The organism is Herbiconiux daphne, assembly GCF_024979295.1.
GTDB classification, from domain to species: domain Bacteria; phylum Actinomycetota; class Actinomycetes; order Actinomycetales; family Microbacteriaceae; genus Herbiconiux; species Herbiconiux daphnes.
Map to the genome: position 1 here is coordinate 1 of NZ_JANLCJ010000057.1, position 1,974 is coordinate 1,974.

Below are 1,974 nucleotides of genomic sequence, written 5' to 3' on the forward strand. Positions count from 1 at the left end.
AATAGATTGCCGCTACGGTTTGGTGATATCAACATCGATTTGATTAATGGAGATACCGCAGCGGCAAATTGGTTGATTCTACTGGATTCGAACCAGTGACATCTCGCTTATCGGGCGAGTGCTCTACCGCTGAGCTAAGAATCAAGAATGTGGTCTCCATTGAGGGATTTGAACCCGCCGACCTCACCGTCCCAAACGGTGCGCTCTACCAAACTGAGCTAAACGGAGAAAAAGGACTGTATAATGGGGACAGGCATGCCTCGGATAAGCATTGCACAACGATTATACAGCCAAACGGTACTACGCGCTTTTCTTATACGAAAAGTTGAATTGAACGTACCTAATCGGGTTTGCATACCGAGGAAGGGATGATATTAGATACGTTCAAACTGGCGACTCATGATGGATTCGAACCACCAACCAAGACATTAACAGTGTCCCGCTCTACCAATTCGAGCTAATGAGTCATAATACTGGAGGAGAGAGCGAGATTCGAACTCGCGACCCCGATTAAGGAGCTTCTGTTTTCAAGACAGATGTAATCAGCCAGACTCTACCACCTCTCCATTGGCAGGAACTTGAGGACTCGAACCCCAGACCTACGGATTTGGAATCCGCTGCTCTACCAAACTGAGCTAAGTTCCTAACGTTTACCATAAGGGATAGTAATCACTGTATCGTGTTCGGCTTGACACTTAACACAGTATAAGCAACCTTTGACAGCCTCTCGTCTCTTATCAGGAATACGGGAGCCACAATCTAAGCAATACTCACGTGACTTACCTTTACCAATTTGAGAACGTACAGCGTTGACACCAAAGTCAACAATAGCATCTGTCTTTGATTGATGTCTGTCATTGTGTGGCATTACAATATCCTCTTAATTTAGTGATGATCCTCTGTAACTTACCCATTAACTACCCCTAGCAGTGGATATATTCGTTAAGAAGACCATCAATAAATCATTTGCTACCCAATGCAGCTTTCGATACGCGAGCTTTCTTCTTAGCTTGCTGTCCCTCTACAATAGATGTGAGCGTCTTTCGGATAACGTTCAGATCTTTAGGGGAAGCTGCACTAAGTGCTGCACTTGGGGAAAGGATTTGTTAGGCTTGATTTTGAACTTAGCCATAGAAAAACAGCCTCCCAAGTAACATAGTATATTAAGCTAAAAAGCCGCTAGGCAATCAAGCCAAGCTAGCTTGTATAGCTTATATATTACAAGAGAGACTGTTTTAGTACCATAATAGTACTTTTTAATTAGTGACGGTTATAAGAGAAGTATAAGTTCCCACATTTTACGTCATGTCTACGACCTTTTATTGAATGGAAATAATATAAATTATTCCCTGTATCGTAGCCAGGTTGAAGCACTTGATTAGCAATGGAAGTAGCAGTTGCTATAGCTTCCTGATCACCGTTCTTAGCTTTACTCTGGATTCTGTTATACACAGAACTAATGGATTGTCCTTTGATTAACGGCATCCAAGAGAACTGGCCTCTCTCTTTAACGATCTGTTGTGCTGATTTACCTTTATTGTCCATACGATTACGGACAACTTCGGCAACGAGCACTTGGCATTGTCTAGGCTCACCACGAGCCTCTTTATAGACAGTGACAGCAGTGTAGAGAGTATCGACAGATACAGGCATTGGCACCTCCTTTATTGGAGCATGCCCCGCCTAATGAAGCGTGAGTATCGATTTTGATACGTCAATAAGTCTTCACCGCCGATCCGTTCGACGCGTTGACCTATCAAGTCATGTCGCCAGCCAATAAGTACAGCAGAACGACAATATTCACGTCGAGCAGTCCAGCATTGCAGGACACAATCCAATTCATCATCGCACATGCCGAGGTCTGGTAGTGCAATGAGTTTTTCAAACACCCCTACTTCTAGGGGCAACGGATTATCCCGGTTGAACGCTATTGGGAAGCGCTCCTCCAGAATGGGAATGTAAGTGCGATATGTA

3 protein-coding genes and 5 tRNA genes are annotated in these 1,974 nt (G+C 43.9%); all 8 read right to left on the reverse strand.

From position 1 onward, the window contains the following. Window positions 1-69: 69 nt before the first annotated feature. A tRNA-Ile gene (locus N1032_RS22760) sits at window positions 70-144 on the reverse strand. A 6-nt stretch (window positions 145-150) separates the two neighbouring features. Then, window positions 151-228 (reverse strand) — tRNA-Pro (locus tag N1032_RS22765). 162 nt (window positions 229-390) lie between these two features. After that, window positions 391-467: transfer RNA gene (locus tag N1032_RS22770), tRNA-Asn, on the reverse strand. A gap of 7 nt (window positions 468-474) precedes the next feature. Beyond that, window positions 475-566 (reverse strand) — tRNA-Ser (locus tag N1032_RS22775). 2 nt (window positions 567-568) lie between these two features. Continuing rightward, window positions 569-645 (reverse strand) — tRNA-Trp (locus N1032_RS22780). Continuing rightward, window positions 644-868, reverse strand: a complete 225-nt coding sequence (locus N1032_RS28480) for a TraR/DksA C4-type zinc finger protein (RefSeq protein ID WP_407933071.1) — start codon at window positions 866-868, stop codon at window positions 644-646. The genes N1032_RS22780 and N1032_RS28480 overlap by 2 nt, the downstream gene beginning before the upstream one ends. Before the next feature lie 392 nt (window positions 869-1,260). Then, complete coding sequence (locus N1032_RS22785) at window positions 1,261-1,653, reverse strand: cell wall hydrolase (protein WP_259542595.1); 393 nt, start codon at window positions 1,651-1,653, stop codon at window positions 1,261-1,263. Between the two features lie 11 nt (window positions 1,654-1,664). Next, on the reverse strand, window positions 1,665-1,974 hold a 310-nt coding region (locus N1032_RS22790), incomplete at its 5' end, for a ProQ/FINO family protein (RefSeq protein WP_259542597.1).